This window comes from Alicyclobacillus sp. CIJ1, assembly GCF_057538885.1.
The window spans coordinates 118,719-130,129 of record NZ_BAAJPH010000103.1; the positions used below are offsets into that span (position 1 = coordinate 118,719).

The 11,411-nt window shown below is 61.8% G+C and carries 13 protein-coding genes; all 13 read right to left on the bottom strand.

What is annotated here, in order from left to right:
• Window positions 1-7: 7 nt before the first annotated feature.
• The 13 genes from AC27E8_RS08180 to trmFO all read right to left on the bottom strand — a co-directional run bounded on the left by AC27E8_RS08180 (window position 8) and on the right by trmFO (window position 11,401).
• Window positions 8-742 carry a MotE family protein gene (locus AC27E8_RS08180; protein ID WP_487098804.1) on the bottom strand — a complete coding sequence of 245 codons (735 nt, stop codon included), beginning with the start codon at window positions 740-742 and terminating at the stop codon, window positions 8-10.
• Window positions 718-1,173 carry a hypothetical protein gene (locus AC27E8_RS08185; protein ID WP_487098803.1) on the bottom strand — a complete coding sequence of 152 codons (456 nt, stop codon included), beginning with the start codon at window positions 1,171-1,173 and terminating at the stop codon, window positions 718-720. The genes AC27E8_RS08180 and AC27E8_RS08185 overlap by 25 nt, the downstream gene beginning before the upstream one ends.
• Entirely contained in the window at window positions 1,170-2,495 is a 1,326-nt protein-coding gene (locus AC27E8_RS08190) for a FliI/YscN family ATPase (RefSeq protein ID WP_487098802.1), read from the bottom strand. The genes AC27E8_RS08185 and AC27E8_RS08190 overlap by 4 nt, the downstream gene beginning before the upstream one ends.
• Window positions 2,485-3,273 carry a FliH/SctL family protein gene (locus AC27E8_RS08195; RefSeq protein WP_487098801.1) on the bottom strand — a complete coding sequence of 263 codons (789 nt, stop codon included), beginning with the start codon at window positions 3,271-3,273 and terminating at the stop codon, window positions 2,485-2,487. The genes AC27E8_RS08190 and AC27E8_RS08195 overlap by 11 nt, the downstream gene beginning before the upstream one ends.
• Window positions 3,266-4,276: a flagellar motor switch protein FliG gene (gene fliG / locus AC27E8_RS08200; protein ID WP_081462250.1), complete on the bottom strand. Its 1,011-nt coding sequence runs from the start codon at window positions 4,274-4,276 to the stop codon at window positions 3,266-3,268. Before fliG ends, AC27E8_RS08195 begins: the two co-directional genes overlap by 8 nt.
• A 31-nt stretch (window positions 4,277-4,307) precedes the next feature.
• Window positions 4,308-5,831 (bottom strand): flagellar basal-body MS-ring/collar protein FliF, encoded by a 1,524-nt coding sequence (gene fliF, locus AC27E8_RS08205; protein ID WP_487098800.1) that lies wholly within the window; start codon window positions 5,829-5,831, stop codon window positions 4,308-4,310.
• Between the two features lie 30 nt (window positions 5,832-5,861).
• Window positions 5,862-6,158 (bottom strand): flagellar hook-basal body complex protein FliE, encoded by a 297-nt coding sequence (gene fliE / locus AC27E8_RS08210; protein ID WP_487098799.1) that lies wholly within the window; start codon window positions 6,156-6,158, stop codon window positions 5,862-5,864.
• An 11-nt stretch (window positions 6,159-6,169) separates the two neighbouring features.
• Window positions 6,170-6,604 carry a flagellar basal body rod protein FlgC gene (gene flgC / locus AC27E8_RS08215; RefSeq protein ID WP_014464141.1) on the bottom strand — a complete coding sequence of 145 codons (435 nt, stop codon included), beginning with the start codon at window positions 6,602-6,604 and terminating at the stop codon, window positions 6,170-6,172.
• 5 nt (window positions 6,605-6,609) lie between these two features.
• Entirely contained in the window at window positions 6,610-7,014 is a 405-nt protein-coding gene (flgB, locus tag AC27E8_RS08220) for a flagellar basal body rod protein FlgB (protein WP_487098798.1), read from the bottom strand.
• A 213-nt stretch (window positions 7,015-7,227) separates the two neighbouring features.
• Complete coding sequence (hslU, locus tag AC27E8_RS08225) at window positions 7,228-8,622, bottom strand: ATP-dependent protease ATPase subunit HslU (RefSeq protein ID WP_487098797.1); 1,395 nt, start codon at window positions 8,620-8,622, stop codon at window positions 7,228-7,230.
• Between the two features lie 10 nt (window positions 8,623-8,632).
• Entirely contained in the window at window positions 8,633-9,178 is a 546-nt protein-coding gene (hslV, locus tag AC27E8_RS08230) for an ATP-dependent protease subunit HslV (protein ID WP_487098796.1), read from the bottom strand.
• A complete protein-coding gene (locus AC27E8_RS08235; RefSeq protein ID WP_487098795.1) occupies window positions 9,168-10,091 on the bottom strand; it encodes a tyrosine recombinase XerC in 924 nt (307 codons plus the stop codon). Before AC27E8_RS08235 ends, hslV begins: the two co-directional genes overlap by 11 nt.
• Entirely contained in the window at window positions 10,088-11,401 is a 1,314-nt protein-coding gene (gene trmFO / locus AC27E8_RS08240; protein WP_487098794.1) for a methylenetetrahydrofolate--tRNA-(uracil(54)-C(5))-methyltransferase (FADH(2)-oxidizing) TrmFO, read from the bottom strand. The genes AC27E8_RS08235 and trmFO overlap by 4 nt, the downstream gene beginning before the upstream one ends.
• Between the last annotated feature and the right edge of the window lie 10 nt (window positions 11,402-11,411).

Consider the following 11,411-nt stretch of genomic DNA (forward strand, 5'->3'; position numbering starts at 1 on the left):
CCAGCGATCACGGAGAGGGGACGGCATTCGCCGTGCTGTTGGACAGCGAAGCGATTTGACTGTCCCGCGCGGACTGCTGCAGCAAAGCGCTGGCCGTTGCCGGCGGCAACGCCTGAAGGATGGGCCCAGACGCGTCCGGGCTCAGCGATTCAATGGCCCACGCCGCTTGAGATGCCGGCATGTGTTCAAGCACCTGCGCTGCAGCCGACGGATCCATCTGGGCGAGGACCTTCGCCTCCGCCGCGCCCTGCTTCTGCCCGCTGGAGATGGAGGATAACTCAGCGCGCAAGCTCTTCACCTGGTTCTGCAGCGAGGCAGCCTGTTCGCGCGATGCCGACAGCTGTTGATTCAGTGAAGTCACTTGAGATTCGAGCGATTGGATCTGCGAACGCTCAATGGCGATGGTCTGCCGCAGCGCTGCATCTTGGGCCGAGGACGGCTGTGACCCTTTGCCCCCGAACAGGTGTTGGAGGTCTTGCCACACAGGAACCCCTAGGACGACGAGCACGGCCGCGATGGCAGCGGCGGCGACGACCAGCGGCACGAACACCAAGAGGACGATGGTGACGATTCTCCGGCCCACCCCTGGCTTCCCGTCATCGAGCGCCGGTCCGGCCGAATCGCTCAGTCCGTCCGCTTCGCGAGGCGCCCGACCTGATGTCCGTTGCGGCTCGCGGGCTGCGCCCCGCGGCGTTCCCTCCAACTTGGTCCGCGCACTCACCGAAGATCGCTTAGCTTCCATGAACGTCGTGCCCCCCGCATGATGGCGTATTCGTCCAGCTCGGCCTGCCACGCTCGTTCCTCACGGTTTCTCTTGGCGCTGTCGAGGCGCGCTCGCAAGGACTTCCACATCTCGGCCTCACCGTACCGCGCCTGAAGTTCACGCCGCTTTCGTTCTACATCGTCCGCGCTCGCTTCCCATTCGGCTGTCAACCGGCTCTCCAATTGCTCCAGATAGCTCGCAAACGCCCCCACAACGCTCCATTCTCGCGCCTCGCGGAGGTTCGATGCCGCCGCGAGCGCTTGGAAGAGGCGCGCTTCCGTCTCCTTCAGTCGATCCGCGACCTCGCTCTCTACCCTGGCCGAGGCCGCGTACTCTCGCTCCGCGATGGCTCGCCTCTTGGAACAAATCGCCTCGTATCGCTTCGCCAACCGGTGAATGGAGTTGTTCATTCCCGATCCCCCGCGAGGTTCAACAACTGCGCGACAGCTTCTTCAAACGCAACTGTCTCCTTCTTTTGTTGCCGAAGAAACTCGAGGATCTCCGGCATGCGCCGGATGGCCTCATCCACCGCCGGATCCGTACCCTCGCGGTACGCGCCAATGCGGAGCAGATCCTCAATCTCGCCATACCGCGCCATCCATTCCCGCACGCGCTCCGCCGCTCGACGGTGATCGTCCCTGGCGATGGACGGAAACAGACGCGAAAGACTCTGAAGGACGTCGATGGCGGGAAACTGACCTCGATTGGCGAGCGAGCGCGAAAGCACGATATGTCCGTCCAGGATGCCTCGCACCGCGTCGGCGATGGGGTCGTTGAGATCATCGCCCTCTACCAAGACCGTGTACACGGCCGTAATCGCGCCCACGGGTCCCGGTCCTGCGCGCTCGAGAAGGACAGGGAGCTTCGCAAACACGCTCGGCGTGTACCCTCGAGACGACGGAGGCTCTCCCATGGCGAGTCCCACCTCGCGCTCCGCCATCGCGAAACGCGTGAGCGAGTCCATCATGAGCGTCACGTGCATCCCTTCGTCGCGAAAATGTTCGGCAATAGCTGTAGCCACGAAGGCCGCCTTGCTTCGGACGTAGGCCGGCTCATCCGAGGTGGAGACGATCACGACGCTTCGCCTCATCCCCTCTTCGCCGAGATCGTCCTCCAAGAACTCCCTCACCTCTCGGCCCCGCTCGCCGACGAGCGCGATGACGTGCACGTCCGCACGGCCGCCGCGGGCCATCATGCTGAGGAGCGTACTTTTGCCCACGCCGCTTCCCGCGAACAGACCGACGCGCTGGCCTCGGCCGATGGTGAGCAGCGCGTCGATCGCGCGCACCCCCGTGGCGTAAGGCGACCGGATGCGCCCCCGCCGAAGCGGAGAGATGGCCGGCGCATCCACGGTCCGCCACACGAGCGGCCCTTCCAAGGGGCCTCGGTCATCGATGGGCTCCCCGAGCCCGTTCAACACCCGGCCGACCAAGCCAGGCCCGCAACGGATGCGAAACTGTCTCTCCAGAAAGCGAACCGGCGTTCCGGGCGACACGTCAGGCAGAGGCCCCAGAGGGACCACATAGAGACGCCCTTCGTGAAATCCGATGACCTCGCCCAGCCCTTCCGACGCGTCCCGACCCAGCGCACACAGTTCGCCGAGGGACGCTGTCGGGCCCGCGACCTCGAGCGTATGGCCAATGACGCGCATCACGCGCCCCGCGCGGCGTACGAACTGCCTCCGCTCCACCTCCCGAATCGCCTCGGCCACCCAACTCGAATCACGCGCCATGAGGCCCCTCCTCCGCGAGTTCGGCAAGCACGCGAGATAACTCGTTCAGACGGACCTCCACCCGCGCGTCGATCTCGACGGCGTCCGCCGCAATCACGCAGTCCCCTCGAGCGAGCGAAACGTCGGGCACCACCTGAATGGCGACGGCCCCGCCGTGCCGCAGCGAGATCTGCGGTGAGGCTTCGCGCACCGACTCGCAGTCGTCGGGATGCACACGCACGTACACCGTGGATGCCGCCACGACCTGCCCGAGAAGCTCGTCCACGAGTGTAGCGACGTCCGCAGGCGATAGCGCCAGTTCGCGCTGCAAGAGCCGGCGCGCAGCCGCCATGACGAGGTCGACCATCGGTTTGCGCTGCTCCTGGATCCGGCGGACGTGATCCTCGCGAAGCTCCTGCGCGAGCGCGTCCATCTTTGCCTGTAGCCGCGACTTCTCCTCCGCAAGTTGCAACCGCGCCGCGCGGCGCCCCTCCTCCATGCCCCGCTCGCGTGCCTCCTGCTCGGCCGCCTGTGCGCGCCGCTCCATCTCCAGCCGCGCCTCATCCAGGATGGAAGCCGCCCTTTCCATCGCCTCGGCAATGATCTGCTGGGCCTTCCGCTCCGCATCCGCCAGAATGCGCTCTGCCAACAGCGGCCATGCGGCTTCTTCCGAGGGCACGCTGGGAGCAGCGCTCGCAGCATCCAACTTCGCTTCCGGCGCAACCGCCTGCGAGAAAGCTGGAATCGGAACAACATCGTCGAATGGCGCGATTCGACCTCGCTTGACGACGCTAGACAATGATGTCGTCCCCTCCTCCGCGCGAAACGACAATTTCGCCGAGATCCTCGAGATGCCGGATCACACCGACGATACGCTGTTGAGCGTCCTCCACATCGCGAAGCCGGACGGGGCCCATGTACTCCATATCCTCTTTGAACTGCTCCGCCATGCGTTTGGACATGTTATTGAAGATGACCTCCTTGACGTCGTCCCTCGCGACGCGAAGCGCGAGCTGGAGATCTCTCGCATCCACCTCGCGAATGACGCGCTGGATGGCCTTCGAATCGAGGAAAATGATGTCCTCGAAGACAAACATTCGTTTCTTGATCTCGTCGACGAGTTCTGGATCCCGTTTGGCCAGCTCCTCGAGAATGGTTTTCTCCGTGGCGCGATCCACGCCATTCAGGATCTCGACGATCGCCTCGATGCCGCCGGCCTGCTGGTTATCCACGCTCGTCATGGTGGACAGTTTGCTCTCCAAAATCTCTTCCACCTCCGCCACGACGTCAGGCGAGGTGCCTTTCATCGTGGCGATCCGCCGCGCCACTTCCGCCTGGAGATCAGAGGGCAAGGCCGAGAGGATAGCCGCAGCTTGACTGGGCTCCAAGTACGCGAGCACCAGCGCAATCGTCTGAGGGTGTTCATCCTGCAAAAAACTCAAAATCTGACTCGGATCGGCCTTGCGCGCAAAGTGAAAAGGCCGAACCTGGAGAGACGACGTCAGCCTGGCAAGCACCTCCTGCGCTCCCTGTGCGCCGAGCGCCCGCTCCAACACCTCGCGCGCATAGTCGATCCCGCCTGTCTGAATGTAGTCCCGAGCCATGGCGAGATCGCGAAATTCCTCGAGAATCGCTTCCCGCTGTTCCATCCCGACCTTGTTCACGTTGGCAATCTCGAACGTGAGTTGCTCCACCTCTTCCGGCGACAAGCGCTTCATGACCTGCGCGGCCACGTCCTGGCCGAGCGCAATCATGAGCACCGCAGCCTTCTGCCTCCCGGTCAACGACGACCGCCGCTGCACACCCATCGCCTCCAGTCTCTCTGTACGGACCTTATTCGGACAGCCAGGTCCTCAACAAGCTCGCGAAGTCGTCCGGTCGATGCTGTGCCAGATGGATGAGCTGATTGCGCAGGACCTCCTCCTGCGTCAGCGGCAGCTCCTCGAGCGGCTGCTCGAACGTTTCACCCGCCGGGATTTCAATCACCTCGCCGGAAGGCTGCCGACGACGGCGGAAGACCAGATACCCCACCACAACCAAGGCCGCAAGCAACAGCCCTCCAAGCGCATACACCCATGTCCGCCCGCCGGGCGCCGCAGGAACCGCCTGCATCGGATTCGCGAACGGAACGGCCGAGACACTCACGACGTTCTTGCCCTGGGTCGGCGTGGATCCCAACACGCTGAGCACAAAATTGCGAATCTGCGCCTCGACGGCCGGCGTAATGCTCTTGTCGTTGCTGTTGAGTAAGACACCGACCGAGTAGCCGAGGACTTGCATCGGATCCGCAGTCGTCTGCTGATTTTGATAGCTGTACGCATAGTTCGTGATGGTGTTAGACGACGTGGAGTTCGTCGCTCCCCCTCCCGCCGCCGCATAGGTGCTGTTCAGATTGGGATTGCTCCCGGCCTGGCCCGCCGCACCCCCGGGCGATCCGCTCGAGGACTGGGATTTCTGGACCTCCTGGCTCGTGATAAATCCGGTGTTCGATCCCGGAGCGTTGATGAGCGTGTGCGTGGTGGTCTGCGTCTGGTTGAACGTCACGTTCGCGTGCACGACCACCACGGCGTTCTGGGCCCCCACAATCTGCTGCAATCCAGAGATGAGTGTCTGCTGCAGATCGTTTTCGAGCTTTTCTCGCATCGCGAGTTCCGACGCCGCCGAACCCACCGGGCTGGATGAGCTGCTTTGGGTCACGTCGCTCGAAAGCACATTGCCGTACTGATCCACGACCGTCACATTGCCGACAGTGAGCCCAGGCACGGAGTGCGCCACAAGCTGCTGAATGCCGTACACCTGCGCGGACGACAACTGCACACCCGGGCCGAGATCGACGAAAACCGAAGCCTTGGCATCGGTCGTCGGCTGTGTCACGAACAACTGCTGCTGCGGCATGACGATATGCACTTGCGCGGATTCGACGCCATTGATGTCGCTGATGGTCGCCGACAGACTCTGCTGCAGCGCGTTCAACACCTGCAGGTTGAACTCGTCCTGCGTCTCACCAAGCGAGGTCGTGATCCCCGAATACGCGTCGTAACCGCTTTGGGGCAGCCCCGCCATCGCCAGTTGGATGCGCGCCTCGTCCGCGTATCGCGCAGGCACAAGCACCGCCGTACCCTGAATCTCGTTGGGAATCTTCAAGGTGTCTAGCTCTTGCTGAACCTGGCCAAGGGACTTGTCATCCAAACCCTCCATGATGGTCACGTAGTGCGGCCGTGTCGCCGCAAACACCACCACCAGAAGGGCCGCCAGAAGCGCGGACGCGGCGATGATCACGTTGCGGCGCGATCGCGCTGGAAGCCCCGCCCATTTCCCCCGAGCCTGGGTCCAGATGTTTCGCAGGGCTTCGTTCAACGCATCTCACCCTATCCCCCTCGTAGTGGGTTAAATCTGCATGTTCATCAACGTGGTGTACGCCTGTTGCACGCGGGTGGCGGTTTGAGACAAAAGGTCTACCGCAAGCGAAGCCTGGGTCTCGGCAATCATCAGATCCGCCGTGGACACGGGGCCGCCGCTCGCGTATTCCACCGCCAGGTTGTCCGCGCGAGCGGCCACCTGGTTAACCTCGTCGAGCGCCTTCCCGAGATAGTCGGAGAAACTTAGACCGCCCGAAGAACCATTCCCCGTAGACGCTGTGGCGCCCGCACTGGGTGTCAAAGCAGATGACACGGGCCCAACCATACCCCTTCACCTCACTTGCCGATTCCTAGCGCCGTCACGGCCATCTGTTTGGCCGCGTCAAAGGCCGTGGCGTTCGCCTGATAGGCGCGCGTCGCCTGAATCAAGTCGACCATCTGCGTGGTTAGGTTGACATTCGAGGTCTCCACGTAGCCGTTCACGGCGTCCGGATTGGACGGATCGTAAATCAGCTGGAACGGACTCGTGTCCTGTGTGATGCTTGTCACCTCAACGCCTCCACCCACCCCTTGGACAGCCTGTCCCAGGGCCGTCTGAAAGGACACGTCATTTTCCACGGGCGAAAAATTGACGATCTCGGCGCGATAAGGTCCCCCCTGCGGAGTGCGGGTGGTATTCACGTTCGCGATATTGTTGGCGATCACGTTGAGCCACAATTGATTCGCCGCAAGTCCGCTCGCCGAGATGTTCATGCTCGTGTTGTCAAACATGGACCTCAGCTCCCCATGATGGCCGTGCGCAGCCGATCCAGTCGATCCGAGATGTCCTGCACCAGGGTGTCGTACCTCACCTGATTTTCAGCCATCAAGACCATTTCTTCCGTAATGTCCACGTTGTTACCATTGCTGTTCACGGTTGTGGACGTATCGGTGTACACCTGGGGAACGATATTCGGCAACGTCCTCAGATCGTATTTCGGCTCTTCCTCCCCGATGGGGATCTGCGCCTCGCCGAGCGCGCCACTCGTTCCACTCCCCAGCGCACTTTGAAGCAGCGTCTCAAACGCCACATCCTGGCGCTTATAGCCGGGCGTCCCGGCGTTCGCGATGTTATTTGCGTACACCGCCTGCCGGAGCGTCGAGGCGTCGAGAGCGCTCTGCAACAGCTCGAAAACCGTCATGGCCTGGGCTCTCCCCCGACAAAATTCGACGAACTTCAGGTCGAAACTACAAATTCGTCGAGTCCGACCGGAATCCTGCTAGACGCAGTTAAGTTTTTCTTATGAATCGAGCTCAGAGGTCCGTCATCGGTTACACAACCATCAAAAACAAAAAAAGGATGACCTCGGAATCGAGGCCATCCGTTTGGGGCGTTATGGCACTTCCATGGCACTTCAAAGAATGAACTGACTCAGATCCCGGTTTTGCACGATATCGCCGAGCTTTTCGTCGACGTACGCCCGTGTAATTTTGATTTCGCCGAGGTGAATCTCGGGTGCTTCAAACGAAAGATCTTCGAGCACCTTCTCCACCAACGTGTGAAGGCGGCGCGCACCGATGTTCTCTGTCTCCTCGTTGACCTTCTGCGCCATCTCTGCGATTCGCTCGATGGCCTCGTCGGTAAACTCCACGCGAACTCCTTCCGTTTCGAGGAGCGCAGTGTATTGCTTGATGAGCGAATTCTCAGGTTCTCGCAAGATGCGAACGAAATCCTCCTTGGTCAAAGGTTCAAGCTCCACGCGGATGGGGAAGCGGCCCTGAAGCTCGGGAATGAGATCGGACGGTTTCGCGACATGGAAGGCGCCCGCGCCAATGAACAGCATGTAATCCGTCTTCACCGCGCCGTACTTGGTCGAGACCGTCGACCCCTCGACAATGGGCAGGATGTCTCGCTGCACGCCCTCCCGGGAGACGTCCGGTCCGTGCGTTTCGCGTCCCGCGATTTTGTCCATCTCGTCGATGAAAATGATCCCGTGATTTTCCGCGCGGTAGATGGCCTCAGCCGTCACCGCATCCATATCAATCAGCTTTTGCGCCTCTTCCTGCGTGAGCACCTTGCGAGCCTCGCGAACGGTCATTTTGCGCTTCTTTGTGGATTTCGGCAACAGGTTCCCGAGCACCTCCTGCAGATTGCCGAGGCTTTCCGCACCCATTCCCGGGATGAATCCGAGCGCCATAGGGCCCGCCTGCTCCTCGACGTCGACCTCCACGTAGTGATCCTCAAGCGCCCCCATGAGCAGTTTCTGCTTGACGCGGCGGCGCTCCTCGCGTATCTGGTCCGACGAAGGCTCCTGCGGCCGCTCCGACGCGAATCCCCCGCTAAACAGCATTTCGAACGGATTTCTCGCGCGCGATCTCGCCCCCGGATCGGGCACCAGCGCTTCGACGATGCGGTCATTCGCGCGAGCCTCCGCCTCACTCTTCACGCGCTCCGCATGCTCCGCCTTCACCATTCGAACCGCCGTCTCCACGAGGTCTCGGACCATGGATTCCACGTCCCGGCCGACGTAGCCCACCTCGGTAAACTTGGTGGCCTCCACTTTGATGAAAGGCGCACCCACGAGCTTGCTCAGCCTGCGCGCAATCTCCGTCTTGCCCACGCCCGTGGGCCCAATCATGAGGATGTTCTTCGGCGTCACCTCGGCTTGCATTTCTGGCGACAGCTTCGAACGGCGATACCGGTTTCTCAGCGCAATGGCGACCGCTCGCTTCGCTTTCTTTTGGCCCACAATGTACCGATCGAGGTACTCGACGATCTCCCTCGGTGTCAACTCTCGCTCGCTGGGCATGGCCATCCCCCTATACCCCAACAGTCTCCAGAACGATTTGATCGTTCGTGTATACACAAATTTCGGAGGCAATGAGAAGAGCCTGCTTCGCGATCTCGGCAGGCTCGAGTTCCGTATTCCGGGCCAACGCCCGACCCGCCGCGAGCGCGTATCCGCCCCCGGACCCGATGGCGCAGATCCCGTCGTCCGGCTGGATGACCTCGCCGCCTCCCGACACGATCAGGAGGTCACGCGCGTCCATGACGACGAGCATGGCTTCGAGCTTCTGAAGGATCTTGTCGGATCGCCATGCTTTCGCAAGTTCCACAGCAGCCCTCGGAAGGTTGCCCTGGAATTCCTCCAATTTTTTCTCAAACCTCTCAAACAACGTGAAGGCGTCCGCGACGGAGCCGGCGAATCCGGCCACGATGCGATCGTGATAAAGCCGTCTTACCTTGCGGGCGCCGTGCTTCATGACCATGCTGTTGCCAAAGGTCACCTGGCCATCGCCCGCCATCGCGCCGCGCCCGTCGCGCAGCATAGCAAAAATCGTCGTACCGTGCATCTCATATCCCATCGTCGTTCGACTCCCGTCCTTGTGTCCCTCGGCGTGCGCGGGGATGCGCTGCGTAGTACGCCCGAGCCAATTGCTCACGGCTCGTGTGCGTGTAAATCTGTGTGCTCGACAGGCTTGCGTGCCCCAACAACTCCTGGACGCTCCGGAGGTCCGCTCCTCCGTTTAGCATGTGTGTCGCGAATGAGTGCCGAAGGCCGTGCACGTGAATAGAGCGGAGTCCGGGAACTTCCTGAATCCGTCGCTCCAACACGCGCCGCACACTTCGGTCCGTCAGGCGTCCGCCACGGCGATTGATGAACACCGCGGAGCAGCGCGCCATCCGATCGCGAAGCGGAAGATAGCGCAAAAGCGCCTCGACGGCCCGCCGCCCGACCATCACGTACCGTTCTCGCCCCCCTTTGCCTAGGACGCGCGCAAAACCGGCCGACAGGTCGAGATCGCCGATATCCAACTGAACACATTCGCTTACGCGCACGCCTGTCGCGTAGAGAAACTCCAACAGCGCTCGATCCCGCAGGGCCAAAAAATCGTCGCCCGCAACATGATCGAGGAGCGCCGCTACTTCTTCCTCGTGCAGATAGCGCGGAAGTCGCCTGTCCTGCTTAGGCAGGCGAACCTGTTCAGCCATCACCTGCCGCACCCAGCCCCGTTCCGCACAGAACCGCAAGAACGTGCGGAGACATGAAAGCCGCCTCGCCACGCTTGATTTGGCCGCCCCTTTCATCAGCAGATCGCTCGCGTGCATGCGCACATCGCGAGTGGAAAGGGCGTCCAGATGGTGGACGCCGCGGCCGGCGAGCCATTGGCGGAAAGCCTCAAGGTCTTGCCGGTAACTGCGCACGGTTCGCGGGCTGAAACGAAGTTCCGCATCGTCCAGAAAAGCTCGTACCGCATCCTCGACAGGCGGCGTCACACGCGCTGCAGCTCCCTACTGAAAACCCGGAGATCCTCCAGCGCTCGCTCCGCATAGCGCTCGTATCGAGCCTTTTTGTCTTTGACCGGCGGATCGAGCGGCGGAAAGATGCCAAAGGTGGCATTCATGGGCTGAAACCCTTGCGGCGACGCATGGGTGATGTAATGCGCCAAGCTGCCCATGGAGGTCGTCGGAGGGAAGACGAGTGCGTCCTGCCCGGCCGCCACCCGAGCCGCGTTGATGCCCGCGATGAGGCCGGAGGCCGCGGATTCCACGTACCCCTCGACGCCCGTCATCTGACCGGCAAAAAACAGCGTCGGACGCGCCTTGGCCTGATACGTGGGCAGAAGCGCAACCGGGCTGTTGATATACGTATTCCGGTGCATGACCCCGTATCGCACAAACTCCGCCTGTTCCAGCCCGGGGATCATCCGGAACACGCGCTTCTGCTCGCCCCACTTCAGGTGCGTTTGAAAACCCACCATGTTGTACAGCGTGGCGGCGGCGTTGTCCTGCCGAAGCTGGACGACCGCGAATGGACGCCTGCCCGTCCTCGGATCGCGAAGACCTACTGGCTTCATGGGGCCGAACAGGAGGGTTTGCTTTCCGCGCTTCGCCAGCGCCTCGATAGGCATGCAACCCTCAAAATACCGCTCCTCTTCGAAGTCCTTGAGTTCGGCGCACTCCGCGTGGACGAGCGCGTCGTAGAACGCCTCAAACTCCTCCTCGGTCATCGGACAGTTGATGTACGCCGCATCTCCTTGATCATATCTCGACTGAAAAAAGACCTTCGACATGTCGATGGATTCCTTGGTGACAATCGGCGCCGCAGCATCGTAGAAGTAAAGATCTCCGTGCCCCACCAGGCGGCGGATATCCTCCGACAGCGCCGGAGACGTGAGAGGCCCGGTCGCGACCACGACGACGCCGTCCTTCGGGATCTCGGTGACTTCTTCGCGAACGACGGTGATGTTCGGATGCTGCGAAACGAGTTCTGTTACGCGTTGTGAAAAGCTGTCGCGATCGACGGCAAGCGCATTGCCGGCCGGAACCGCGTGAGCATCCGCGGCCCGCATGATGACGGAATCGAGCCTGCGCATCTCTTCCTTCAGCAGCCCCACCGCGTTCGTGATGCTGTTGGACCGCAAGGAATTCGTGCACACCAACTCCGCGAACCGATCGGTGTGATGCGCAGGTGTCATCTGAACCGGCCGCATCTCATAGAGCGTGACCTTGGCGCCCCGATTCGCAGCCTGCCACGCAGCCTCCGAACCCGCGAGCCCTGCGCCGATGACCGTGACATGAGTCATGTCGTCACCC

Coding starts and splice junctions, on each gene's coding strand:
- AC27E8_RS08180 (WP_487098804.1), bottom strand. CDS start 742: ATGGAAGCTAAGCGATCTTCGGTGAGTGCGCGGACCAAGTTGGAGGGA.
- hslV (WP_487098796.1), bottom strand. CDS start 9,178: ATGGGATATGAGATGCACGGTACGACGATTTTTGCTATGCTGCGCGAC.
- AC27E8_RS08185 (WP_487098803.1), bottom strand. CDS start 1,173: ATGAACAACTCCATTCACCGGTTGGCGAAGCGATACGAGGCGATTTGT.
- AC27E8_RS08190 (WP_487098802.1), bottom strand. CDS start 2,495: ATGGCGCGTGATTCGAGTTGGGTGGCCGAGGCGATTCGGGAGGTGGAG.
- hslU (WP_487098797.1), bottom strand. CDS start 8,622: ATGCCCAGCGAGCGAGAGTTGACACCGAGGGAGATCGTCGAGTACCTC.
- fliE (WP_487098799.1), bottom strand. CDS start 6,158: ATGGTTGGGCCCGTGTCATCTGCTTTGACACCCAGTGCGGGCGCCACA.
- flgB (WP_487098798.1), bottom strand. CDS start 7,014: ATGACGGTTTTCGAGCTGTTGCAGAGCGCTCTCGACGCCTCGACGCTC.
- flgC (WP_014464141.1), bottom strand. CDS start 6,604: ATGTTTGACAACACGAGCATGAACATCTCGGCGAGCGGACTTGCGGCG.
- trmFO (WP_487098794.1), bottom strand. CDS start 11,401: ATGACTCATGTCACGGTCATCGGCGCAGGGCTCGCGGGTTCGGAGGCT.